The organism is Vibrio sp. QJM3NY_27, assembly GCF_057785955.1.
The window spans coordinates 1,236,245-1,261,573 of sequence record NZ_CM173512.1 but is presented as its reverse complement, the minus strand read 5'-3'; the positions used below and the strand labels follow the sequence as shown (position 1 = coordinate 1,261,573).

At 45.3% G+C, this 25,329-nt stretch carries 20 protein-coding genes; 8 read left to right on the top strand and 12 right to left on the bottom strand.

Annotated elements, in window-relative coordinates; all coding sequences use genetic code 11:
* Position 1: 1 nt before the first annotated feature.
* Together AC3CIA_RS21245 and AC3CIA_RS21240 are read right to left on the bottom strand one after the other, a co-directional pair.
* A complete protein-coding gene (locus AC3CIA_RS21245; protein ID WP_488519002.1) occupies positions 2–1,006 on the bottom strand; it encodes a response regulator in 1,005 nt (334 codons plus the stop codon).
* A gap of 319 nt (positions 1,007–1,325) precedes the next feature.
* Positions 1,326–1,571: a hypothetical protein gene (locus tag AC3CIA_RS21240; protein ID WP_004731665.1), complete on the bottom strand. Its 246-nt coding sequence runs from the start codon at positions 1,569–1,571 to the stop codon at positions 1,326–1,328.
* A 225-nt stretch (positions 1,572–1,796) separates the two neighbouring features.
* Between AC3CIA_RS21240 and AC3CIA_RS21235 the strand changes: the two genes are divergently transcribed.
* Positions 1,797–2,234 (top strand): Spy/CpxP family protein refolding chaperone, encoded by a 438-nt coding sequence (locus AC3CIA_RS21235; RefSeq protein WP_488519001.1) that lies wholly within the window; start codon positions 1,797–1,799, stop codon positions 2,232–2,234.
* Between the two features lie 186 nt (positions 2,235–2,420).
* Here AC3CIA_RS21235 and AC3CIA_RS21230 read toward each other — a convergent pair whose 3' ends face one another.
* A complete protein-coding gene (locus tag AC3CIA_RS21230) occupies positions 2,421–3,773 on the bottom strand; it encodes an MATE family efflux transporter (protein ID WP_488519000.1) in 1,353 nt (450 codons plus the stop codon).
* 100 nt (positions 3,774–3,873) lie between these two features.
* Here AC3CIA_RS21230 and AC3CIA_RS21225 point away from each other — a divergent pair, with 100 nt between their 5' ends.
* Positions 3,874–4,872 carry a LysR family transcriptional regulator gene (locus tag AC3CIA_RS21225; protein ID WP_488518999.1) on the top strand — a complete coding sequence of 333 codons (999 nt, stop codon included), beginning with the start codon at positions 3,874–3,876 and terminating at the stop codon, positions 4,870–4,872.
* 86 nt (positions 4,873–4,958) lie between these two features.
* On the opposite strand, the gene AC3CIA_RS21220 is transcribed toward AC3CIA_RS21225, so the two are convergent.
* Positions 4,959–6,359: an alpha-amylase family protein gene (locus AC3CIA_RS21220; RefSeq protein ID WP_488518998.1), complete on the bottom strand. Its 1,401-nt coding sequence runs from the start codon at positions 6,357–6,359 to the stop codon at positions 4,959–4,961.
* Positions 6,360–6,628: 269 nt separating this feature from the next.
* On the opposite strand from AC3CIA_RS21220, the gene AC3CIA_RS21215 reads away from it, so the two are divergent.
* Positions 6,629–7,516, top strand: a complete 888-nt coding sequence (locus AC3CIA_RS21215) for a DMT family transporter (RefSeq protein WP_488518997.1) — start codon at positions 6,629–6,631, stop codon at positions 7,514–7,516.
* 177 nt (positions 7,517–7,693) lie between these two features.
* Here AC3CIA_RS21215 and AC3CIA_RS21210 read toward each other — a convergent pair whose 3' ends face one another.
* From AC3CIA_RS21210 to AC3CIA_RS21175, 8 genes are all read right to left on the bottom strand, one after another.
* Positions 7,694–8,110, bottom strand: a complete 417-nt coding sequence (locus tag AC3CIA_RS21210; RefSeq protein ID WP_132762292.1) for a VOC family protein — start codon at positions 8,108–8,110, stop codon at positions 7,694–7,696.
* A 355-nt stretch (positions 8,111–8,465) separates the two neighbouring features.
* On the bottom strand, positions 8,466–9,359 hold the full coding sequence (locus AC3CIA_RS21205; protein ID WP_488518996.1) for a DMT family transporter: 894 nt from the start codon (positions 9,357–9,359) through the stop codon (positions 8,466–8,468).
* A gap of 155 nt (positions 9,360–9,514) precedes the next feature.
* Complete coding sequence (gene fecE / locus AC3CIA_RS21200) at positions 9,515–10,279, bottom strand: Fe(3+) dicitrate ABC transporter ATP-binding protein FecE (protein ID WP_488518995.1); 765 nt, start codon at positions 10,277–10,279, stop codon at positions 9,515–9,517.
* A 2-nt stretch (positions 10,280–10,281) separates the two neighbouring features.
* Complete coding sequence (locus AC3CIA_RS21195; protein ID WP_488518994.1) at positions 10,282–11,253, bottom strand: iron chelate uptake ABC transporter family permease subunit; 972 nt, start codon at positions 11,251–11,253, stop codon at positions 10,282–10,284.
* The gene (locus AC3CIA_RS21190) at positions 11,253–12,287 is read right to left on the bottom strand and encodes a FecCD family ABC transporter permease (protein WP_488518993.1); all 1,035 of its coding nucleotides are present in this window, start codon (positions 12,285–12,287) and stop codon (positions 11,253–11,255) included. The genes AC3CIA_RS21195 and AC3CIA_RS21190 overlap by 1 nt, the downstream gene beginning before the upstream one ends.
* Positions 12,284–13,261 carry a Fe(3+) dicitrate ABC transporter substrate-binding protein gene (locus AC3CIA_RS21185; RefSeq protein ID WP_114634940.1) on the bottom strand — a complete coding sequence of 326 codons (978 nt, stop codon included), beginning with the start codon at positions 13,259–13,261 and terminating at the stop codon, positions 12,284–12,286. Before AC3CIA_RS21185 ends, AC3CIA_RS21190 begins: the two co-directional genes overlap by 4 nt.
* Before the next feature lie 87 nt (positions 13,262–13,348).
* Positions 13,349–15,481 (bottom strand): TonB-dependent receptor family protein, encoded by a 2,133-nt coding sequence (locus AC3CIA_RS21180; RefSeq protein WP_488518992.1) that lies wholly within the window; start codon positions 15,479–15,481, stop codon positions 13,349–13,351.
* 206 nt (positions 15,482–15,687) lie between these two features.
* On the bottom strand, positions 15,688–17,724 hold the full coding sequence (locus AC3CIA_RS21175) for a TonB-dependent receptor (protein ID WP_488518991.1): 2,037 nt from the start codon (positions 17,722–17,724) through the stop codon (positions 15,688–15,690).
* Positions 17,725–17,964: 240 nt separating this feature from the next.
* Here AC3CIA_RS21175 and AC3CIA_RS21170 point away from each other — a divergent pair, with 240 nt between their 5' ends.
* Genes AC3CIA_RS21170 through AC3CIA_RS21150 form a run of 5 tightly spaced genes read left to right on the top strand, consistent with a single transcriptional unit; the run spans position 17,965 to position 25,240 of the window.
* Positions 17,965–19,176, top strand: a complete 1,212-nt coding sequence (locus AC3CIA_RS21170) for an ATP-grasp domain-containing protein (protein ID WP_065207057.1) — start codon at positions 17,965–17,967, stop codon at positions 19,174–19,176.
* The gene (locus AC3CIA_RS21165; RefSeq protein WP_237288727.1) at positions 19,173–20,984 is read left to right on the top strand and encodes an IucA/IucC family protein; all 1,812 of its coding nucleotides are present in this window, start codon (positions 19,173–19,175) and stop codon (positions 20,982–20,984) included. The genes AC3CIA_RS21170 and AC3CIA_RS21165 overlap by 4 nt, the downstream gene beginning before the upstream one ends.
* 6 nt (positions 20,985–20,990) lie before the next feature.
* Positions 20,991–22,208 (top strand): MFS transporter, encoded by a 1,218-nt coding sequence (locus tag AC3CIA_RS21160; RefSeq protein ID WP_237288726.1) that lies wholly within the window; start codon positions 20,991–20,993, stop codon positions 22,206–22,208.
* Positions 22,180–24,045, top strand: a complete 1,866-nt coding sequence (locus AC3CIA_RS21155; RefSeq protein WP_237288725.1) for an IucA/IucC family protein — start codon at positions 22,180–22,182, stop codon at positions 24,043–24,045. The genes AC3CIA_RS21160 and AC3CIA_RS21155 overlap by 29 nt, the downstream gene beginning before the upstream one ends.
* Positions 24,038–25,240 carry a type III PLP-dependent enzyme gene (locus AC3CIA_RS21150; RefSeq protein WP_237288724.1) on the top strand — a complete coding sequence of 401 codons (1,203 nt, stop codon included), beginning with the start codon at positions 24,038–24,040 and terminating at the stop codon, positions 25,238–25,240. Before AC3CIA_RS21155 ends, AC3CIA_RS21150 begins: the two co-directional genes overlap by 8 nt.
* Positions 25,241–25,329: the final 89 nt, after the last annotated feature.

Genomic DNA, 25,329 nt, shown 5'->3' with positions numbered 1-25,329 from the left:
ATTAAAACTCCTCCATTAGGTAGGCCAATTTGTTGTCTAGAAGAGGCAGAGACTCATCGACAAACATAAACAGAAGGTCACAACGGATAGAAGTGCCATCAATGTTATAGCTGACTTCGAAAGTCATGGTCTTCTTAAATGAACCACTGGTGTTTTCAATCACAGAATCAATCGAGATGTGTTGACCTAGCAGTACAGGAGAGCTCTGGAAGAAACGAACTTCTGACTGCTCCCCTAACCCATTCAAGAATGAGCCGACTAAGATGTTCGACACATCCATCAGTAGCTCTAACTCTTCTAGCTGCTCGCTTTCAGTTGGCACCTTCATGAGCTTTTTAAGGTCGCTCACGCTGGAGTCACTCAACAAAACTAATGCTTCGCCTGCAATGCCTTCTCCGCTAAAACCTTGGCAAACACCCGACACTTGGTCGTTGTCGGCTAGGTCACGAAGCGCCATGTGCAATTCACTCACTTCGAAGATGTTGACGTTCGGCAGTGGTAAGTGGACAAATACATTAAAGTGACGAGCCAGTGCATCAGCTGCACGGCCTATCGCTACGTTCGCCACTTCCATATAGATATCGCGTCTGCGAAGTATTGGCAGTTCTAAAGCGGTTGGAGTAATGATCTGAGGCTGTTTTGGCGGCTCAACATGCTCACGTAAAATAGCTTTTAGCGCTTCTTTATCGATCGGCTTTTGTAAAAACGCTTTGGCGCCGAGCTCCAACACCTTCTGTTGTGCTTTTGGTTGTATGTCACCCGAAACAACGACAACAGGTGTGGTATCACCCAAACGTTGCATCTCTTCCAATGTGCCATAGCCGTCTAATTCTGGCATGGTGAGGTCGAGGAACATCAATTTAAATTGGTTTTGAGCGAGCTCTTCAAGTGCATTGAGCCCATGAACAGCAAAAGTTATATCTGCATTTAGAGAACTAGGCAGTGATCGAGCCATCTGCTTCCTTGCTAACGCAGAATCATCACATATAAGAACTGGGAACGACATAAATGCACCACCGACAAATTAAAGCTAATTCGGACGAGTGTAACAGAACATTATAGTATCAGGTACGGGGTGAATGAATTTATGTGTAGATTATTAGTAAGAATGATGGAACAAGCAGGTGAGCTATTATCTGGCATTATTCTTCATGAAAAACAATATGCTACAAAGGTAATAACCGTTCATCATAATAGCACTTTTTGATAGAACAATAGAGCTAGTTTATGAAATGGTAGCCTTAATAAGTGAGTTTATTAAGGCTCGGTTTACTCATTCATTTATCGGCTTTATGTAGCCATGATAAGAGACGTAGTGTGAAGAACTAGAACTGGTATGAAGGCCATAAGATCAGTAATGCGAAACGTATAACCACAGCAAACACCAATAAAGCGATACCCAAACGATACCATTTGTATTCCGCGATACTCATTGGGATACGCTTATAAAACATCGTAATCACGCCCTTCCAATCACTACTGCGTCTTCCGTACTGCATCATGCTCGTCAAAACAAACAGTGCGCCAAGCACTAACATTCCTTTTTCAGCCCAGAACAATCCAACTTCCATTTGTGTATTCCTTGATAAAACGGTGAGCAACTCGAATCATTCTAGTCACCTTTACGCTCAGTTTCTGTAAGACCAAGGTCTAACCCGCCCTGTACTATCTGAACATACCAATCTGGACGCTCTTAGTTGCACGTAACTCGCTGCGTGTACTTAACTGAACAGCGTGTTCATATCGAGTTCAGCTTCGCCATCTATACTCATGTTTCCACTAACAGGAGAAATTCAATGAAATCACTGAAAAAGTCGCTTTGTGTATTAACTGCTTCAGCTCTACTCGTTACCGCTCCGTTTGTGAGTGCTTCATCACCACAACAACCGCCACAACCCGCAGTGAGCCCACTGCAAATGGTTATTGCTTCTTTAAACCTAAGCGAAGAGCAACACGCGGAAGTCATCTCCCTTGTTGAAGGCTACCAATCTGATAGAACTGAGATTGATATGGATAGCGCGATCGAGCTCAAGAAGAAACAGATCAGCCTTGTGACTCAACCTGATTTCAATGAAGCCGAAATGGAAAAGGTCATCGACACCGTTCAAGCAACCGAGAAGTCGATGGTGATGCAAGAGATGCGTCTTAAGAACAACATCTATAACGTGCTGACTGAAGAGCAAAAAGAGCAATTCAAAACCATGATGAAGTCTGCGCTCTCTGGTGGAAAGTAGTTTGGTAGAAAATAGTTTGGTAGAAAGTAGCTTGGCAATAAATCGTCTGGCAGAAAATAGCTGCCCCTAATCCTGATATTGATTCTTCCCCTCTCCCCCAAAAGAGAAGAATCGGAATAGACAACAAAAAAGCCGCAGTCACCTTAATGACTGCGGCTTTTTGTTGTTCAGTGCGCCATTAGCAAATCACGTATAAGCATGATTCGACAAATCTGGAGATTGGTTGTTCTTTTGAATGACACGCATCAATTGGATAAGTAGCAGAATACCCGTCACACCTAAACCAACGCCGATTCCGCCCCAAATCCCTGCTAGCTGGAACTTATGCATCAAATACCAAGCAGCAGGTAAACCAAATACCCAGTAACCAATGGCTGTCATCACGGTTGGCATTGAAACAATCTTCATGCCTCTCAATAGGTTAATTGCCAGTAACTGCCAAGCATCAACGATGAAGCACAACGCGACCACCCAGATAACAGAAGCCAATAACGAAGTCATCGCGCCCGTGCCGTCGTCTAGCTTAAAGAGAGAAGCGATCATTTCAGGCCATATGATAAACACGGCAGACAACGCCACGCTCAACACCGACACCAAGATAAAGCTGAGAATCGAGGTTCTTTTGATCCCTTCGTAGTTACCCGCACCAAAATCACGCCCCACCAAAATCGCCGCAGCTTGTGAGAAACCGAAATTGAAGTTCCAAGTAAAGCTTAAGCATTGCAGCAGGATTTGGTGTAAGGCTAAAGAAGCAATACTGATCGTACCCGCCATCAAGGTGCCGCCGTAAATAAGGCCATGTTCGAGTAATGCTGCTAATCCGATAGGTAAACCCATCATTAAAAGCGGACTCATCAACTTAATTGAATACTCTTCTGTGTTTAACCAAGGGGCGAACTGCTTGAATTCGTCACGTTTGAATACCCAAACCGTGTATCCAACCATCACGATAAATGCCGCGATAGCCGTACCTAGCCCTAACCCCGTTAAGCCCATGTCTAATTGGAAGGTTAAGAAGTAGCTGACTGGCACATTCAGAATTACGGTGATAATAGACATCACAAGAATGGAGCGCACATTGCCAAACGCGCTGGTTAAGCCGCGAAGCACCAATAAGATCAGCGAAGGCAACATCACCCACTTCAAAGCATGGACATATTCCATGGCTAAAGTGATCACTTCAGGCGGCTGTTTGGCTGCTTCTAATACCAACGGAGCAAACCAGAAGCTGGCCATTAAGGTCACACTGAGCACGAATGCCAACATAGTTGCGCCTTTCACAGCCAATCTAATTTGCGTGTTACCAAACTCTGGACGAGCGACGCGCTGACCATAAGCGATCGCGATCAGGTTCGCGACACAACCCACGGTGCTGCTCGCAATAATGAAGATGAAAAAGTAGATAGAGGCGCCTAAGCCACCAGCCGCAAGGGCTGACACACTGATACGCGACATCATCCAAACATCAGTAAGGACTAACGCCATAGAGATCAGCTGTGAAATGATCAAAGGGAATGCGAGAGTGAGTATTTTTTTCATGAGCGCCTCAGGTAATTTCGCCCAAAATACGATCGATGGGGCTGGCGTTCAATTGATAAATTTGCGACTCTAACATTCCATAAACTCATGCGAACGAATTATGACCCCATATCCTAGCTTGCCATCCTCACATAATGGCTTAAAAGCCTTTGAAGCTGCAGCAAGGCTGATGAGCTTTACTCTGGCTGCCGAAGAGCTGCACGTGACACAAAGTGCAATCAGCCGACAGATCAAACAGCTTGAAGATGAGTTAAACGCATCACTGGTTATTCGTAAGCATCGAGCCATTGAATTAACGGTACAAGGTCATGATTTGTATGTGGCTTTGCGTGAAAGCTACGGCAATATCGAAGCTGTCATTGCCTCTTGGAGTGAGCCCAAGCAGAAACGTATTGTGATCAAAGCGACCTTAAGTTTCGCGACGCGAGTATTGATCTCTAAAGTGCGGGAATTAAACGAGCGTTATCAAGAGCATGAGATCGTCATTGTTCCTGTGATTGAGGAAGACGAATCAATCAATAGCAGCGAATATGATCTACTGATCTTCCACACGCGCTTCAAAAAGCGCTATGACAAAGCACCAGACATCACCTTCTTGCGTGAAGAGTTTATGGCACCGGTCTGCTCGACTAGCTTAACTAATTCTGCCAATTTAACTAACTCGACCAACTTAACGAATAAAGACACCGACCTCGATTCGATCTTAACCTTGCCAAGGCTCCATCCAACCTTAGATCATCACGACTGGAAAGTATGGTTGGCCGATGTTGAATTCCCACCAAAGAAACCCGTCAGAAATACCAGTTTCTTGTCTTTAGATATGGCGCTCAGTGCCTGTTTATCCGGTGAAGGCGTTACGGTCACAGATCTATTGCTAGTACAACAAGAGCTCCAACGAGGCTTCTTGTACTGCCCTAAGAATGCAAAGATCCAACACAGTGCTTGGACTTACTTTATGCACCAGCGTACTCACACGCCTATCATCAATGACCTTATTGAATGGCTTAGGGAAGAGACAGCAAAAGAGATCGAGTTGCTGAAATCATTAGCTCACCAGAATCATTGGTTTGGTGTTATTAGCGATCATCAGCAACGGTAAGCCGTAAGCCCAAATACAACTAAGCCGCAGAACTTGCTGCGGCTTATGCTTTCTACCAGTCGTTTATTGCTTTTATTTAGTGAGCATTAAAGCTTAAACATACGCGCACTGCGTGGTGGTAGATTGAAGGTATGGTAGCGAGAAGAAATTGTTTCTGTCGCGCTGCTTAATACGTCTTTGTATTGAACATTCCAGTTAAACTCATGTTGGTAGGTATCAACCGTCACGCCACGAGTTTCACCACACTTGTTAATACCAACAACGCCTTCTTTGCCACGCTTAAACAGCAAAGTACATTGGTCGCTGGAAATCATCGTCATCGATTTACCTTGCATCGCGTTATGGAAGCTCAGCATATTCTTCATATTCGAGCTATTCCAAACATTGCCCCAACGACCGTTATCCTTGTCTTCAGAATCCGGTAGGTCATCGCTGTAGATCAACGGCGTACCGCCATCTTTGCCAAGGATGTAAGTGTAAGCAAGCTGCTCGTCTTGTGGATCCATAATTTGGTAACGGAAACCGTCATTGGTTGGAATATCATGTGTGATCGCAAAAGTAATTGAGCGATTATCATCCAATGCTTGGCCGTAGGCTTTAGGATCATGCAGCTGATTCAAGCCACCGCCCATTGAGAATGCCGAGCGAATCGACGCAAACAGCGGGAAATCGTACGCGGAGTGATTAGTATTATTCAGGTACGGCGCTAAGAATGACTCATAGCCGCTGTTCCCGGCTCCACCGCTGGTAATGACTTCACCGAACACATGCATGTTCGCAGTAATTTCAGACGTGAATACCTGATCGATTTGGTACTGGCTCATGTGTTTTACCGCATCAATACGAAAACCTTTGATCCCCATATCTTTTAGCGCTTTCAGATATAAACGTTGCTGTGAAACCACCCAGTTATTCGGATCAAGGTCAGGTAAACCTACATCGCCATCGGCACCACACAAACGCCAGTACTGAACGTGACCTGGATCGTTCCAATCTGAAATACAACCTGCGGCATGGAAATCGTTAGCCGAGACAAAACCTTGCGCTAAGTTGCCAAACAGAGTCTGGTCAGCAAAGTAGCTTGAACGGCTCGCATAATCGTTTAGCACTTCTGTGCCAGGGTAATCCAAGTCACTTCGCTTCCAGCTTTCATTCGCCATATGATTCAACACCACATCGGCATACACATCAACACCCACACCTTTAAGTGCGGCAATCATTGCGGCTAAATCTTGTTTGTTGCCGAGAGGTGAATCAATGGCACGAAGGTCTTGAGGTTGGTAACGCGCCCACCATTGGCTGCCGCTCGATTTCATTGCCGGAGCGACGAGTACTTTCTTATAACCCGCTTGAGCAATCTGATTGGCGTTGGCCGTTACGTCCGAATACTTCCAATTGAAAGCATGCAAAATAGTGTCAGCATAAGTGGCTGAGCTAAAAGAACAAACGGCAAGTGCGGATATGAGTAGGGTATTGATTGGTTTCATAGAACATATCTCTCATTATAAATTCACAAGAATGATATGAATAAGAAAGACAATTAAAACGACGGATAAATCAGAGTTGAATTAGCGTCACCTTCTGTTGATGGTGATTTTATAAAACTGAGCTATCGCCGATGTTATGCTGGATGAATTTTGAAAAGAACTGAAATGAGAATTAATTGAATCAAGTTGACCTGAACAGGACAAAGGCTTTGGTCGGCTCTTCTAAACTACGTTATGATTCCTTTTCCCCTCAACCAATTGATATTTTTATGCCTTCTTTCTCTTTTTCACTGATCCCTGTCGGGGTTCGGTTCATGATCCTTTCCGCTTTTGGATTCGCACTGATGTCAGCTTGTGTGAAATACGTTAGCAATTACGGCATACCTGTATTTGAAATTGTTGCAGCAAGGGCTTTAGTGTCTTTGATCATCAGCTACATCGACGTCAAACGAAAAGGCATTTCTATCTGGGGCAATAACAAACCTCTGTTGTTTGTTCGTGGCGCTGTTGGTACCGCAGCCTTGATGTGCGTTTACTACGCTGTAACCACTCTTCCGTTAGCAGAAGCCACCATTCTACAATACGTGCATCCCGTATTTACTGCGTTACTTGGCGTACTGTTCCTGAAAGAACGCGTCCAAAAGTCGACCATGATATGCATTGTATTCTGCCTAGCGGGGTTATCGGTAATGGTACAGCCAAGCGCGAGCAGCGAGTTGCCTCTATTCAGTGTTATGCTGGCGTTATGTGGCGCGTTTGGTAGCTCAATTGCTTATGTGATTGTAAGAAAGCTTAGCCAAACTGAAGACAGCTCAGTCATCATCTTCTACTTCCCACTGGTCGCTCTGCCAATATCGACCGCCCTGATCTGGAACGACTTTGTGTGGCCTAGCCTTTTCTTAACCATGATGCTGGTTCTGGTGGGGATTTTCACACAAATAGGCCAGTACGGTTTGACCAAAGCAATGCAAACTCAAGCGGCTGGTAAAGCTTCAGCTTACTCATACGTTCAGATCGTATTCTCAGCACTATTAGGTGTTTGGGTGTTCAATGAGATTCCATCGGTTTGGACCTATCTAGGTGGTGGCCTTATTGTAACGGGTGCTCTTATCAATGTGTTTGGCAAACAACTATTGGTACCGTTTAAGGCTAAGTAGATAACCAAATAACAGAGCTGAATACCAGTTAGCCAATCAGCGATTAAATAGATCTAAAAAGGGCATTGCGGATTATTCCACAATGCCCTTTTCTGTAAGTCTTTCCTAGCACCTTTTCTCAGACGTTTTATTTCGAACAAACTCGCTCTAACACACCAACTCGATTAATGAGTTTTATTACGTGGCATTGCGTAGTTTAGGATCATCACTCAGGTATTCTACGAACTCGATTTCAAAACCTGCCGGATCCACAAAGTAGACGTTTTTACGATAAGGTTCTTCGGCTCCGGGTTTGGCTATTGGGAAGCCCGCATCAATAAGGCGTTCAATCACACTCTCAATATTATGGGTCACATAAGCGAAGTGAGCGAGACCAACGGAGTGTCCGGCTAAGTCTCTATTTTCACCCTCACCATGATCACTCATTGCGATATATTGATACTCATCGCCAAAGTGCAGCCAGTTACGTGGCTTGCCTGACCATTCACCTTTCCCTTCATCACGGACATACCAATGAGGGAACGCCGCTTTGTAGAAAGTCAGCATTTCAGGGATGTCTTTGACGACTAAATTTACATGTTCAAGTTGGATCATTCTTCTCTCCTTAAAGTATTCTCATAAGCAACGTTGTACATGCTAATACCTCAAGTTAAGTTGAGGTAAAGGGTTAATTTACGTTTATTTTCAAGAACGTTTTTAGAGTCCAAATTGTTCTATTTTTTGGTGCTATACAAACTTTAAGCATGAGAACTTTAATCACCTAAGTTTTAAACAATAGACGTTAAGTTTAGACGACCTACCCCAAACTGACTTGCTAATCATGCGGCTTGTTAAGCTCGTTTCTTAAGTCTTTAATAATTCAAAAACAAAAAAGCGAACCACTTAGGTTCGCTTTTCTTTCATCTAGCACGTTTCGTCTTTGCAATACGCGGCGGTTAAGCCACAGATATTATGACTTTGGCTGATCCACCTCTACATCGAGAGATGCTCTGTTCCCTAGACTAAAGAACTTCTTCCATTTAATCGGCATCATTGGAATAACAATGAGGCTGATACCAACCAGTGTCAGAATATCGGGGATCTCGTCAAACCACATCACGCCAAACAAGGTTACAAACACTAACCCCGAGTATTCTGCGAGCGCAATTTGGTTTGCTGGAGCCTTTTTATACGCGACCACCACCAATGCATGATAACCAAGAACAAATAGATTGATTGTCATGATCCACCCCACATGACGCCATTCAATCTCGGCCCATGCCGGCAATGCAAACGCCAGTGCAAGTGGCAGAGTCATAACACTAGTCCAAAATAAGGTCGAGATAATGTGTTGTTCGGCGTTCAAACGCTTGATCAAAATATTACCAACACCCATTGCAAGCGCACTGCCTAGCCCTGCAATCGCCGCCCAGTGAAATTGCTCAGGACGCAACACAATTAGCACACCCACGAAACCTATTAGTGTCGCGATCACTTTTGATGATGTCGGCCTTTCTTTCAACAACACAATAGAAAGAGGAAGCATCAGGATTGGCCCAACATAAAACATCGCGTTCGCCGTCGCCAAGGTAAGGTGTGTGATTGCAATCATCGCACAACCACTGCCCACTAATATAAATTGAGCCCGTAAAAAGTTGATGCGGCAACCGCCTTGCATGCGAGTTTCTTTAGGGAGCTTTAGCCAAAAAGGAAGCAGTAAGATCACGCTCAATAGCTGGCGGATAAACACATACTGAAATGTGGGAACTTCACCATTAAGTATTTTTAGTGAGACATCGGAAAAAGACGCCAATAAGTTTGCAAATACCAAAAGCAAGATGGCGTGGTTGGTGACTTTATTCATACGGAAACAGAGTTACACATTTGTCATACAATTATGGACAGGCATAATACATGAGAATGAAAAATAAGTAAGAACAAAGTTTCCGAATACTTATTACCAAAAACCAAAGGTATTAAGGAATAAGTATCCATCCTTTCCAGCTGCCTGATAGTCTCCTAAATAGCAACACACATTGGCGTATTTGAAATAGGATCACGAAACACGCTCGCTTTAAGATCAAATACACTACTGAGCATCGTTTCGGTCATCACCTCATCAGGCGAGCCTTCTGCTATTACGCATCCCTTTTCCAAAACCACTAAATGGTCGCAGTAACGACTGGCTTGGTTAAGATCATGCAGCACAACAACCACCGTTTTTCCTTTGGCATTCATCTGTTGCATCAGGTTCATTAATTCCACTTGGTGAGACATATCAAGGTATGTGGTCGGTTCATCCAACATCACTACGTCCGTATCTTGTGCAATTACCATCGCGATCCATGCTCTTTGACGCTGGCCACCAGACAGAGACTCAACCGGCTTATCAGCAAACTCAAGCACACCTGTATCTCGCATTGCTTGTTCGACAATCCTTTGATCGTCCTGCCCTAGCCTTCCCCAATGAGAGACATAAGGCGAGCGGCCATATTCAACCAATTTTCTTACCGTGATCCCCTCAGGACTGACCAAGATTTGCGGAAGAAGTGACAACGAACGAGCGAGCGCTTTATCGCCATAGCTTGATAGCGGTTTGTCTTCAAACAACACCTCTCCAGCCACTGGCTTGTTAATTCTGACTAACGTCTTTAACAAGGTGGATTTACCGCACCCGTTAGGTCCTATCAATGCGGTGATTTTTCCCTTAGGGATAGAAACAGACAGGTTCGGTATGATCGTTTGTTTGCCGTACGCGACGGAAAGATTCTGCGTTTTAAGCATGGTTACCAACCTCGATAACGATAAAGAAGAAAGATGAAATATGGTGCGCCCATCACAGACGTGAGAACGCCTGCTGGCAATTCAATAGGTGGTTGTAGACCTCTGGCCAACCCATCAGCGCTGGTAACCAGAATTGCCCCTACCAGTGCAGATGCTGGGATTAACAACTTATGATTATGCCCAAACAACAAGCGTGCTAAGTGAGGTGCCAATAAACCCACAAAACTGATCGTTCCAGCAACAGAAACGCTAACACTGGCAAGCAATACAGCGGCCAATAACGCGAGAGCCTGAATCTGTTTTGGCTTAGTGCCCAATGTGGTTGCACTTTCCTCGCCAAGCCCCATCACATCTAATCGCCAAGCAAGCCATAATGCCATAGGTAACAACAAGAGCAGTACGCTCCAAATAAAGGGAACTTGCTGCCAGTTTCGCCCCCAAAGGCTGCCAGTAAGCCACACCATGGCCGTGTTAATCTCGATCGGGTTGGTGACCAGCAAGAAGTCGATACAACTGGCCAGAAACGCACTCACCGCAATACCAATCAGTGCCAATTTGGCGGGTGTTGGCCTTGACCACCAGGCCAATGCAGCAATCAACCCTGCAGCCAATACCCCACCAAACATCGCCACAACAGGAAGCACACTGACAGATGCATTGGGGAACCAAACTAAACTCGCTGTCGCAGCAAGGCCTGCCCCAGCGCTAATACCCATAAGGTCAGGCGATGCTAACGGATTACGTATCACGCCTTGCACTAATACCCCAGAAAGCCCTAACCCTGCGCCCACGCTTATCGCGAGCAACATACGTGGTAACCGATACTGATGGATAACAAAGTCGTCACTGGAAAACGCGACCAAATGTTCGGTGACTTGAGGAATAGAAAGTGACGCTGCGCCAACAAACAAACCAGCAGATGCCACTAATATGAGAATCCCTGATAACAAAACTATCTTAGTGTGATGATGCATTAAGATCTCCTCGTCGCAATCAAAATAAAACAAGGTGTCCCGAGCAAAGCAGTAATAACACCAACGGGTGTTTCAGTCGGGAAAGCAATCGCTCGCGACAGCGCATCTGACCAAGACACTAATGCTGCGCCTGCCAATGCTGAAATAGGAATCAGTAAATGGTAATTGTGCCCAACCATAGGTCGAACCAAATGAGGCACTAACAGTCCTACAAAGCCAATTGGCCCTGCGATAGCGACGCTTGCTCCGGCAAGCAACACGATCGTCAATCCACTAATCAGGCGAGTAAACCTGATGTTACTGCCCAGCCCCACGGCAACCTCTTCGCCAAGTGCCAGCAAGTTGAGGTTGCGAGCAAGACTCATTGCCAACACCAAACCAATCACTACAGGCGGCCAAAGCTGTTGCCATTGCCCATCATCCACACTAGACAGTGAACCAGTAAGCCAATGCAAGACGCTATAAGCCATATCGTCAGCAAGAATCAGCGCTGCTCGTGTCAGTCCTAGCAATAACGCCGTAATGGCGATCCCCGCGAGAACCAAACGTAACGGATGAGAACGTGCGGAGAAAAAACCGCCTAGAAGCATTACGACACCGCCGCTTAGCAATGCACCAAGAACCGCATTAAGGATTGGGTTTAGCTCGCTAACCACAGGTATACCTATTGCAGATAACGCCATAAAACAGGCCGCGCCTGCGTTAATACCAAGAATCGACGGAGACGCGAGTGGATTACGCGTCAAGCCTTGCATCAATAACCCAGCGACAGCCAAACTCGCACCAATAAACAACCCTGCGTAAGCTCTTGGCGCTCTTAGCGTCGCCAATATTTGATGCGTCATGCTGCTTTCATCAAACGCAAACCAGTAGTGAATTAAGTCACTCAATGTTAGAGAGAAATTAGACCACCCGGTCATAGAGGCCGCGTAACCAGATAGTGCCAAACACGACACGAATGCCGTAAATAACGTGACTCGCCACGACAGTATTGGCCAGAATTTCTTACTTTTAGAGAACAACATCGTACTCATGATGGGTCCAAGATCTGCTCAAGATTTTTCGCCATTTGTTCTGCCGCTAACATGCCTCGATTCAATGACCAAAGCGCTGGTGATACTTCTACCACTTGTTTACGTTTCGCTGATGACAGTACGTTAAATAACGGATTTTTCTGCCAATCATTAATAATATTCGGGTGAGAGTAAGCACCAATCAGCAACCAATCCGGATTGGTTTTTAATAACAACTCAAAGCTGGTTGGCAAATACGCCTTCTCTGTTATTTTCGCAATAGGGCTAGCAATACCTAATGTAGTGAGCACTCCTCCGGCATAAGATGCAGGGCTATGTAACCACATACCTTTGTCCGACACGACAGCAAATTGGACGGTTTGTTTGAGCGAGAAATGACTTTTAAATTCAGCCATGGCGTGCTGATGTTGTTGAATTCGTTGTTCCATTGACGATTGCTTGTCGAGAGCGATGCCAATCTTGAGCGCAGACTCCAAATTTTCTTGATAAGTCTCACCGCGGCTTTTCAACAACAGAGTTGGCGCGATTCGTTGTAGATCTTGGTAAACAGTTCGGTGGCGCTCAGCGTCGGCAATGATCAGATCGGGCTTTAATATCGCAATGGCTTCTAGGCTTGGCTGAGAGCGCATACCAACCGACTCCCATGGTTGAACCAATTCACGCACCGCCGGAATCACTCGAGAAGCATCATTGTCGTCGGCGACACCAACCGGAGAAACACCCACCGCAGCGAGTGCATCTACAAATGAAAACTCCAACACCACAATACGTTGCGGGGTAGTCGCTATCTCAAACTGATCCTGCTCGTCTTGTATGACCCTGGTTTGTGCTGAACTGGAGTATGAGAACAAGCTTAAGATCAGCAAAGCTAAGGTTATTGCTATCCTGCTGAATAAAAACGGCCGATTAAATGACAGCAGTCCGTTCGACAGCTGCAATGGATTCGAAAACAAGATTCGGGAGCTGTTTTCCATATTTAATTTTCCTTAAACGCTAGAACCGTGAAAGCCGCCAAGAGTATTGGCGACTTTTATTCGTTATTACTTTCAATAAATTACGTATTAGAACTGATAATTCAGATCCAAAGTGTAAGAACGTCCTGGTGCTGGATAACGACCAACTGGGCTGGTATCAATACCACGGAAGTAATAGTCCTCATCAAACAAGTTGTTCACCGCAAAGTTCATGCGCAGCTTACTGTTTTCATCCTTGTACAAATCCGAACCTAGGTTGAAGTTCCAGACCATGTAGGCAGGCACTTTACCTGTCGCGCCCGTTGCATCTTCGGCACTTGTATTCGCATTGTCAGAATAAGATTCGCTAAAGTAGTAACCAGATAAAGTCGTATCTACCTTGCTAAAGGCGTAAGTCGCATCCCAACTAAATTGATGTTTAGACGTATAAGGAAGTTGATTACCTTTGTTTACGCCCTCTTCCTCGATCGTTGCATCTAAGTAGTTATAGCCAGCGCCTAAACTCAGAGCTTGCATCGCTTGAGGAATATAACGACCAGAGAGTTCAACACCTTGATGGAGGGTTTTACCAATATTGTCGAAAGTTTCAGTCGCTTTTTGCCATTGAAGCTGATCTTCAAAATCGATTCGGTAAAGCGCTACATTGAAACTGGTTGAATCTTGGTTGTAGCGAGCACCCAACTCATAACTCCATGCCAGTTCACTGCCCTCTTCACCTTTACCACGGATATAAGCAATTTGTGGTGCTCGCAAAGATTTCTGAGCATTGGTATAACCTACCCATTGTTCAGTTAGATGGTACGCCACCGTTAAACCAGGCAACCATTCTGTCACTTTGTTATTTGTCTTTTCTGCCTTACCTAGATCGTAAAATGCCATATCTATTGATTCATAGCGAATACCAGGTGTTACCTTTAATACATCATTAAACAAGCCAATTTCATTGCTGATATAGCCTGCGAAAGCGTCAGTATCTAAATGCCAATCGCGTGGCGTTGTGGTTACTCCACTAGAAATTGATGTTTGAGTGAGCTTGTAATCAATGTCTTCGTTAACATAGCGCGCACCCACAATCACATTTTGCGTCACGGTATTACCGTCAAAATACATCGCGAGTTTCGGCTCTACCCCATACACCTTAAATTCACGTGGTGACGTACGAATATCAGTAGATGGCTGCGACGGATCAGACCACTCCACACCTTTAGTACTGTTGTAACCCCACTGGAAGAAACGCTCAGAACGATGGCCAAAGGTCAGTACTTCTAGCTCTGCACTATCAGCAATATTCAAATCATGTAAGTACTTTAAGCTCCAACGTGTCGATTTACCTTGGTACTCATCATAAGGGCGCTTAGATTGGGTACGGTCATTCTCGTAATCTTCTGGCGATAAAGCGCCCGGCATTTGCGTGTCGGCATCATAACGCTGCACGAAAGCTTGTAGTTCTTGAGTATCACTCAGTAACCACTGCAACTTAGCTTGGAAGTTTTTGACATCGGTGTCTGAATGTTCACGGAAGCTTTCACCTTTTAGAAAATTACCTTCGACTTGAAGCGCAAGCGTATCGGTTAACCAGCCACCCGTGCGCAGGTAAAAATCATTAAGTGGCGTATCGCCACCCTCGAATACAGTAAAGCGATTACTGATTTCCGTTTGCCACTTATGTGGGATCGGCTTGGTCACCAAGTTGATCACACCACCGACGTTGTTTGGTCCGTACTGAACCGCTGCACCGCCTCGCACAATATCAATTCGGTCAAGCATCGACAGAGTCGCAGGGAAAATAGATTGTCCGGTATGACCATAAGGCGCAAGAGTCAGTGGCACACCGTCCATTAGAAATTGAGCATGACCACTGCGGCTGGCTTTCAAGCCACGCACCGAGATGTTAGGCAATACACCCGTACCCGTTTCGTCTTGAACCTTAATGCCCGGTACACTTTGGAAGGCCGAATCAATCGAAAGTGCGCCAGTCTTTTTAATTTGTTCTTTAGTTAGAACGGTACGCGCTCCCGGATACTCTTTCACATCCTCAAGCTCTGAATTACCGATCAAGCTACCTGTCACGACAACCGTTTCCATGGTCGTCGTTTGTGGATCTGACGCGGCAAATGCGCTAATGGAAGTCACTGAAGCGATGGCCATTGCAAGGGTACTTAGACGCAACGTTTGATGTGATTGAGTACAGGGTTTACCATCCAAATTCTGGTAAGGCATGAAAATCTCCTAAGTAGGCAGGTTAGGATCAAAGGCCGTGTTTGCGGTTATATCGGCGCTTTGATCCTATGGGCTAAACGGCCTCAAAATAAGGCCAACTTTTCACTAATTCGTAGTGAACAAAACAATCGTTTTTAGAGTTGAAATAGCTCTTTGAAATGAACTAACTCCTAGAGCTGAATTCGCTCTTAGAACTGAATTAACTTTTAAAACTGATAGCCATAGCTGAGCATAAATTCGGCTGGTGCTCCGTAACCAATCTGATTAGTACCAGACGTGCCGTTGGTTGCACCCAGAATGTATTTCTCATTAAGCACGTTGTAAGCGTTCGCTTGAACTTTGTGACGACCCGTGGTGTACGCTGCCATCAAGTCAACCGTGGTGTAGTCACCCAGAGCTACCGCTTCATCATTACCCGCGTAACGGTCACCTACGTATTTCACGCCACCACCTAAACGCCAGTTATCGTCTAGCTGATAAGTGCTCCAAAGCGAAAACAGGTGATCAGACACATCATTCGGCTTTTTGCCTGTCTCTTTTTTTTCTGCATCGAGGTAGCTATAACCCACCGAAATATCCCACTGCTCAGTAAATTGACCGCGAGCTTCTAGCTCAATACCTTGGTGGCGAGCTTCGATCTTGTTAACAACGTCTCCGTCTATATTCGTTTCTGGTTGCTCTTGATCAATTTGGAAGACCGCGGCATTAAGCATCAAGGCGTTATCTAGTAAGTAAGCTTTTGCACCCACTTCTTTTAGATCCGTATGGAAGAATTCAGCCAATTTAGGATTGATATAAATACCCGAGTAAGGCAATTGCCATGAGCGAGCTAAGCTTGCGTACACTGACATATCATTGTTGAGACGGTAGACCAAACCACCACGGTAGCTCACTTTGTCATCGTCTAGATTCTCTTTTGCTGAGCCCGCTTTTTGCTGTTCAAGCTCCATCGAGTCGTAACGCACATTGCCGATCACTGAAAGATCACCAAAGGTATAAACATCTTGAATGTAAACGCCAGTGGTCGTTGTGGTGTTGTCGCGGGAAGGTTTAAACCCCGGATCAGGCGTTGGGCCTGCTACAGGGTTATAGATATCTTTCGGAGGTAAGGTTTCATCTCTTGCGAGCATTAGGTCGATATTGATCTGATTATAATCCGCACCGATCATCATTTGGTTCGAATCCGTTTCCCAAACTAGCTCAGATTGAAGAGTCGTCGTGGTACGAGGGTCGTAACCGAGGTTATTTACACTCTGAGATACTCCATTCCCAGTTACCGTCCCTTGGCGTGTACCCTTTTGCTCAAGTTCGATATGGTTGTATGCTGCGCGGTTTGTCCATGCCCATTCGCTATTCAAAAGCCATTCATAATTAACGCCAACACGAATGCTGTCCGACTCTTGATAATCGTTCGTGCCACCGTAAAACGTGCTTTCAGAGACGTCGACAGGCTTACCATTCTTTGATGGAACACCACGATATGGCACCAACTCTTGGTGAGCATATTCGACATCGAGATCAATAATGTGTCCATCAGAAGGCATCACTCGAATTGTTGGCGCAATAAAGAAATCATTAGAGTCGACATGGTCTACATAGGAATCAGACTGTCGACTTTCCACGTTGATACGACCACTGACCTTGTCAGTAAACGCCATCGAACTATCAACTTGACCAACAAACAAATTGTTGCTGCCAACACTGCCATTTACGTTGGTGAAGTTATCACCGTTAGCTCGCTTGGTGACCAAGTTAATGATACCGCCCGCGGAGCCTCGGCCATAAAGTGCGCCCGCAGGGCCTTTTACCACTTCGACACGTTCGACATTCGCTAGGCTTCGGTACGATTGCATAGTCCCGTCATCACGCATACCATCACGGTAGATATCGTTGAGTGCATCAAAACCACGAATCACAAATTGGTCTCGACTTCCCTCACCCAGGGTATTGTTAACCCCTGCGACACCATCAAGTGCATCCACTAAACGTACCGCGCCACGGTCTTCCATTTCTGTCTTTGTAACAACCGATACCGCTTGTGGCACATCTAACCACTCGACATCCGTTTTGGTTCCTGACTGAGGCATATGCTCTGCATAACCTTCGTATTGATGGCCAATAATTTGCACTGTTTCATCTACAGTGGCTTGTTCTTCCGCCACTGCAGTTGACACACCAGCCACCGCCGCCAAGGCTCCGCCAATTGCCAAAGCAAGAGGGGACAAGGTCAATCTCATGTTCATTTTCTAATTCCGTTTTAGTTTATAAAATAACAATATTGCGAATAAGAACAAATATCATTTATATTTGCAATATATATTTTTTGATCTATATTTGCTTTGCAATATGCAACACTACTAATGACATAAGAATCAATAAAAACAATAAGATAGAAAAATTCTCTTTCTTTTAACCCCGAAAGAGAGCACTTGAAAGCGAGTTGTGAGCAGGCGACAACAACGTTTTAAAATTAGGAAAGCCCCATGAAATCTACGATTATTATCGTAAGTCACGTCGTGAATGATGCAGTCACTCACGGCTTCGTACCTACCGCAAAGGCGATGGGTCTTCACGTCGTTTTGATCACAGATCACAAGCTCAACCACCTGAAATTGAGCAGTGATGATGAACGCTTTAATCCCGATGAAATTTTAGAATGCGATGTCTTCAACCCTCTTGAACTCATCGAAATCATCACCGAGAAAAATCTAGCACCTCATGCTGTTTTCAGTAATAGCGACCACCTACAAACTTCCACTGCAATCTGTGCACAATTCTTTGGTTTACCCGCTAAAGATTGGAACGTGACGATTAAGGCGAAAAACAAATACTTAACTCGTCAGGTTCTCAACGAAAAATCGTTACCTAATACTCGAAGTGTTTTGTTAAGTCGAGAGAGCGCTCCTGTATTCGATTTCGATTTTCCTGTCGTTGCGAAGCCCAAGGAAGGCGTGGCTAGTTTAGACGTGCAGCGCTGCGATTCTGCGGCTGAGCTGGATAACTATTGCGATACGTTTTGGCAAAGGCACCCTACTACTCCCATCTTGGTTGAGGCGTTTTTGCAAGGCCCATTGATTACTGTCGAAACCATTGGCGACGGGGATCATTTGGTCGCGCTTGGTGGGTTTGATGTAGAGCTCTCAGCACCACCCTACTTCATCGAAACAGCGGCGAGTTGGAATGGTGTTAACAGCGTTCACTACCGTGATGAATGTATACGTCAGCTTCAAGAATTCGGGGTGGGGTTTGGTGTCTGTCATAGCGAATTCATCATCACAGATTCGGGGCCTGTACTGGTCGAAATCAACTATCGAAGTATTGGTGATGGACGAGAGTTTTTACTTGATAACCTTAGTGGTGGGAATTGGTTCAATACCATCTTAAGCCTTCACTTGGGTCACAAGCTTGATCCTACATTTCGTATTGATGGCAGTGCCCTTGTGCACTATGTAGTGGCCAAACAAAGCGGTTTAATTGAAGGGTCATCAACCTCTTTCATTCACCAAGAGGGCGATATTGTCATTCAGCAGCAAGTGCTTAAAAAAGTTGGTGATACGTTCCAACAAAGCTATTCCAACAAGGATTACTTAGCGAGAATTTCGGTCGTTTCTCCTTCTGGTCGAACACTAGAACCCGCGCTACAACAGGCAATCTCTCGCTTCAATCTAACAGCAACAAGCGAGGTAACAGCATGAATGAAAACGCGTTATACCTCACTCAGCGACTAATCGATACTTGCTTGCGTGAAGATTTGTTTGGATTAGTTTCCCAAAGCCAATTTAAATCTCAGCTACCAAATACACTCAAACTATCTTCTTATCCTCGTAATCAAATTTGGGCTATTTTTGCGGGTTCAGACTTTACACTCTACTTGCCCGTTACTCCCAGCTATTACATGCAGCGTTGGGTATACGGCCAACCAGATGGCTCGAAAGGTGATGGTTGGTTCATCGAGAGAAATGGTGTCGTTGAAACCCAGCAGCACTATCAAGATTGGATCGAATTATTGAAAGCAAGTGCTCACGAAAGCTCGCATTCGTTATTAGATGGTTATTTGCAAGAACTCGAATGCGCAGAAAAACACAAAGGATTGTGTGATAGCGCCTTCAGTCAGCAATCCGAATCACTCATGCAGCCGATTTCTCAACTAGAACGTTGGGAGAAAAAGTTATTACGTGCCGATCAAATCGCATCCTATCTTGACCACCCTTACTACCCGACAGCACGTGCTAAGTTCGGTTTAAGCGATCACGACCTAGAGCAATTCGCGCCAGAATTTGCACAAAACTTTGAACTTCGTTGGCTCGCAATCGAGAAGTCACTCGTTACATTGACCAGTCCACAACCAGAATGTTGGCCAACGATGGAGCAAGTAGGTCTGCCCGCCGATTTTGCTCTTAGCCATGAGCTATTCCCCGCACACCCATTAACACTAAGAAGTCTTGATGGCATTCCTGACGGTGTCATTGAAGCACCGGTTGCGTATCTTGAGGTAACTCCAACCCTGTCAGTGCGCACTGTGGTCGTGAACACAGCACCACAGGTCCATATCAAGGTGCCGCTGATCATGCGATCTTTGGGTACTAAAAACATTCGCCTAATCAAACCATCTACGCTCTATGATGGGCATTGGTTTGAACGTTTGTTGACGCACTTAGAGCAAACAGATCAAGACTTACATGGCACGCTTTTCCATTGTAATGAGAAACATGGCGGCCATGTTGGAGACGATAAAACCTTTGCTTACATTGTGCGTGAATACCCGCCGAATTACTTCCAAGACAAAGCACTGGTGCCTGTGGCTGCGCTTGCCAGTCCAATGCCTGATGAACGTTTGTTCTTGGAACACCTCGCCGAGCAGTATTATCAGCAAGATACGCTGACTTGGTTTAAAGATTACGTTGATCTACTTTGCAAAGTGCACCTTACATTGTGGATTCGTTACGGTATCGCTTTGGAGTCCAACCAACAAAACGCCATCATTGCATTCGATGAGCAAGGTAAGATGACCTTAGCCATGAAAGACAACGATGCAGCGCGTATTTGGCCAGAACGTTTCCAAACCTTTGAACAACAATCGCCTGTAAAATGTGCGCAGCTTTTAGATCAACGTATCACTGTAGATAACGAGCTTGCTCTTGGTCAGATGTTTACCACGATTACTTTGCAGTTAGACATTGCCGCGATTGTCGAAGCAATGGCGACGAAAGGAATCGCCACTTCAGCTTATCTGTATGAAATGGTCGCCAATAGCCTCTCCCAACAACTTAACCAGTTGGATGAACAAGGACACAACACCAAGCTCGCAAACGAGATGTTGTTTGAATCACCTAACCTATACGCTAAGTATCTATTGAGCTCGGGTAGCTTATTGTCTAAAGAGGCGTCTGGCGCAAGCGATATCAATAAGTTCTATGGCTTGTCGGCACCGAACTTTTTATTGCTAACCAGCGAAGAAGCACAACACGCTTACCTTGAAGACATCAAGCAGAGCGTGAGTTAACCCATCATGACCAAACTCATCTATTGCGTGCTTTTAAGCCACTTTATCGCCGCGTTTGCAGCCTTAGGCATGCCGCTGTTTTTACCAATGGTATTGCCAACACTGGATGCAAACATTACTTCGGATTGGGCGGGGGTACTGTTCATTTTGCCGACCTTTTGCACTGCCGTTGCGGCGCGATTTTGGGGGCAGTTTGCTGATAAATATGGCAGACGTCGCTCTCTATTACGTGCTCAACTCGGGCTTGCAGCAGGCTTCGCGCTGTGTGGCTTAGCCGATAATCTCTCAATGTTTGTGTTTGGTCTTATCGTTCAAGGAACCTTTGGTGGCACCATGGCCGCCTCAAACAGCTACTTATCCAGCCAAATCAAGGATGCAAAATCACTCGGTAAGTCACTCAATAAAACTCAGCTTTCTGCTCGTCTGGCGCTAATTATTGCTCCGATAGGGCTTGGCTGGAGCTTATCAGAAACAAACCCGCTGAACGCGTATCTGTGGCTGTCCGCTTTACCGCTATTCGCGCTATTGATCACCTTAACATTACCCATCGATGACTTAGCGAAATCTAAGGGGATTGTAAAAGATCAGGCGTCGAATAAAGCTCAAAGCAGCCAAACTAATTCGTTAAATACGCTTTATTGGGTGTTTGGCGCGCAGTTCAGCTTTGCTTTCGCCATGGTCGTCACGTTCCCCTATTTCTCGCCTTATGTGCAGCAATATGGCGTGACAAGCCAAGCGTGGATTGGGTTTTTATATGCCCTCCCACATGGTATTTATCTGATCTTTGCAGGAAAAGTTCATCTGTTCTCAGAATGGGTTGATCGCCACCAGCTTGAACGCAATCAAGCGCAGCGTACTTTATGGCTAGGCTTTGGTTTGCTTTCACTCAGTGCAGCAATGCATCTCACTCCTTATCAAGAAGTGTTGATTATTGCTCGTATTGTTTTCGGACTTGGCATGGTTTGCTGTTATCACGGCTTGCATCAAGCGTTAGCAAACCAAATTGATCGACGACAAAGCGGCAAAGTATTTTCGCGCTTTGATGCCATGTCTAAATGGGGTGGCGTTGCGGCTGGATTGAGCGCTTCTTTTATATCAAGCCTGGGCTGGCTTGAGGTTCCTTTCATACTTTCTATGTTGGTCAGTGGCATTGCGGCGATCGCGCTGATCATCCATTCAAAATTTGGACATCAACATGTTACAGACTCAATTATCTCCAAGTGAATATTCCGATGAAGACCAAGTTCTTCAAAATCGTAAAAAAGTACTGCTAAACCGAGAAAAAGCCCAACTCAATACCATCATGGGCGTGGTGAACTGTTACTTACGTGAATACGCGATACCAAAGAAACAGGTTAATTGGTGCTACAGTTCGGCCTCTCTTCCTCAAACTTTGAAAAGAAACTACAACGCTCACCAACGCGTGGCCATTCACCTACCTCACCAAGATCAACCTCAGAAATATGGTCTGATGGTTTTGCCCGTTGAGTACACCAGTAAACTGGGGAAAGTGAAGCTCAGTGATACACCTTGGGCCAAAATGCCTGGTGCAACTTGGTGCAAATTGGACGCAACTCAAACCCTGACGCTTCTACTCAGTTACCTAAAAGAAATGATGACGATTCCATTCAATCACGAGTTGGTCGAGCAAATGGAAAACAGTTTGTTGATTACCGAGCAGTTCCTAAACTCAGACAACTCACCTCAGCATCACAATGCGTTTATCGCATCAGAGCAATCGTTACTTTGGGGACATACTTTTCATCCAACGCCAAAGAGTCGATCAGGTGTCAGTATCGATGATCTGCTCGCGTGTTCCCCTGAGGTTGGCGCTAAAGTTCCTCTCTATTGGTTTAAGGTCGACACCACGTTGCTCGATGTCTTGAGTTCAGATGACCGTACCTCACCAACGACCATGCTTGAACAACTTGCACCTGATGAAAACAATTCAGCAGGTACCATGCTTTACCCTTGCCACCCTTGGGAAAGTTACACACTTTTGCAAAACCCAGTGGTCAAAACGGCCATTGAACAAGGCAGAATCATCCCGCTTGGATTAGGTGGTGAAAAACTCTTACCCACTTCATCCGTGCGCACTCTGTACCACCCAGATATGGATTGGTTTGCTAAGTTCTCTATCAATGTACGTTTAACCAACTGCGTACGTAAAAACGCATGGTATGAGCTCGATAGTGCCGTTCAATTAACCTCGATTCTGCATCCAATCAAAGAAAGCGAACAGTTACGTAATCCAGTATTCAAGGTAATGACTGAACCTTACGCGACCACATTGGATCTAGAGTCGGTTGCCGAGCAGGAACAAACTGAGGTTATTAAAGCTCGCGAGTCGTTTGGTATTTTGTATCGAGAGAATTTCACCTTAAGCGAAACCGATATTTTGCAACCAACGTTAGCGGGAGCCCTCTTTGCTTACGATACAGACGGGAACAGTTGCATCGCCACTCAGCTCAAACAAAAAGCGCAAACAACCCAAAGCCAATATGAAAATGTCGCCACACTGTGGTTTGAGCGTTATCTGCATTGTTTGATTCCGGGCGTCTTTAACTACTACTTCAAACATGGGGTTGCGTTTGAACCGCACTTACAAAATACATTGATTGGATTTGAAAAAGGCATGCCTTGCTGTGTATGGATTCGAGACTTAGAAGGTACCAAGCTACTACAAGAGTTTTGGCCATCAGAAACACTTCAGCAACTTTCAGAACGTGCTCGTCAATCGGTGTACTACAGTCGTGAGCAAGGTTGGAACCGTATTGGCTATTGCACCTTCATAAACAATATCAGTGAGGCCATTTTCTTTATCGCTGAGGGTAATTCGGCACTTGAGAGCTCGTTATGGGGAACTTTAAAAGACGCTATCGTCCGCTGGCAGTCGATCAATGGTCAGCAACCTGAGCTAATGGCATTGCTCAACGATGGTCATTTCCCAAGCAAAAATAACTTCACAACACGTTTGATGCAAAATGCCGATAAAGAGTCAGGGTACACCCAAGTTGCAGCACCGTGGCCAACTTATTCGAAAGGACCTCACCATGCTTAATTCACCTCAACTTCCTGCGAGCATCCACCAAGAAATACAGCAATTGGCCAAGCAACAAACGCAACCATTATGTGCTTATCTTTATGATCTCCACGCGTTGGAGCAGCACATTAAGCAGATGCGCCATGTATTGCCGAAAAACGTCGAACTATTTTATGCCGCGAAAGCAAATCCTTCTGCGCCAATACTGCGCACTTTAGCCCCTTATGTTGATGGTTTTGAAGCGGCATCAGGCGGTGAGCTTACACACCTCCACCAACAACAACTCGACAAACCACTGATCTTTGGTGGCCCGGGGAAAATGCCCAGTGAGCTAGAGCAAGCAATTGAACTCGATGTTGATGCGATTCATGTAGAGAGCCTCACCGAATTACAACGCATTGGTTCTTTAACACAAAAGTTGAATCGACCTGCTTCGATCTTCCTGCGTATGAACATAGACATTGGTGACATCACACTTAGCAAATTAGCCATGGGAGGAAAGCCAACCCCGTTTGGCCTAGATGAGAGTGAGTTAAGTAATGCCTTGATGTACCTACGCGATTTCCCCTTAATAAAGTTGAAAGGCTTTCACTTCCATTTGATGTCACATCAACTCGACGTTGATCGCCACCTCGCCTTGATGCAACGCTATTTCCAAGTGGTCAAAGAGTGGCAAAAAACGTTCTTACTCGATGAGTTGATCATCAACCTCGGTGGTGGCATGGGGATCAATTACCAAAACCCTAAACAACATTTTCCTTGGATGGAGTTTTGCGACAAATTGGAGTTCCTGATTTCCAAGGAACATTTACAAGATTGGAAGCTGCGTTTTGAATGTGGCCGCTACATCTCTGCACCTTGTGGCTATTACGTAATGGAGGTCTTGGATATTAAGCAAAATCTTGGCGAGCATTTTGTGATTGCCCGTGGTGGCACGCATCATTTCCGTACTCCGGCAGCGCAAAGCCATGACCACCCTTTTGTAATCGTGAAAAGTAATCAGCAAACCACTATTTCATATCCGATAAACCATGCCACAGCCACGTTGGTTGGACAGCTTTGTACGCCAAAAGATGTTCTGGCACGAAATCAACATATCGAGCAGGTCGATATCGGTGACTATGTGGTGTTCACTCTAGCAGGCGCTTACGCATGGAATATATCGCATCAAAACTTTTTAATGCATGAACCTCCGGTGTTTCATTACTTCTAAAGCTCTCCAGTGCTCTATGATTTCTAACTTACGGGTTGAGTCAAAACGCCATAGAGCCAGCTAAAGACACTAAATATAAAAGGCACTCA